This is a genomic window from Rothia sp. HMSC071F11 (assembly GCF_001809115.1).
In the GTDB taxonomy this organism is placed as follows: domain Bacteria; phylum Actinomycetota; class Actinomycetes; order Actinomycetales; family Micrococcaceae; genus Rothia; species Rothia dentocariosa.
Map to the genome: position 1 here is coordinate 1 of NZ_KV795752.1, position 203 is coordinate 203.

General features: G+C 55.7%; 1 tRNA gene and 1 rRNA gene. Both read left to right on the forward strand.

Features of this window, described 5'->3' with window-relative positions:
* The first annotated feature begins 2 nt into the window (after positions 1–2).
* A tRNA-Ala gene (locus HMPREF2554_RS04125) sits at positions 3–75 on the forward strand.
* Between the two features lie 3 nt (positions 76–78).
* Positions 79–195, forward strand: a 5S ribosomal RNA gene (rrf, locus tag HMPREF2554_RS04130).
* Positions 196–203: the final 8 nt, after the last annotated feature.

Here is a 203-nt window from a genome sequence, read left to right on the forward strand (position 1 = left end):
GCGGGGGCGTGGCGCAATTGGTAGCGCATCTGCTTTGCAAGCAGAGGGTTAGGGGTTCGAGTCCCCTCGCCTCCACGTTTCGGTGATTATAGTGAGAGGGAAACGCCTGGTTCCATTCCGAACCCAGTAGCTAAGCCTCTTTGCGCTGATGGTACTGCACTTTGATGGGTGTGGGAGAGTAGGTTGTCGCCGGACTAGTTTTA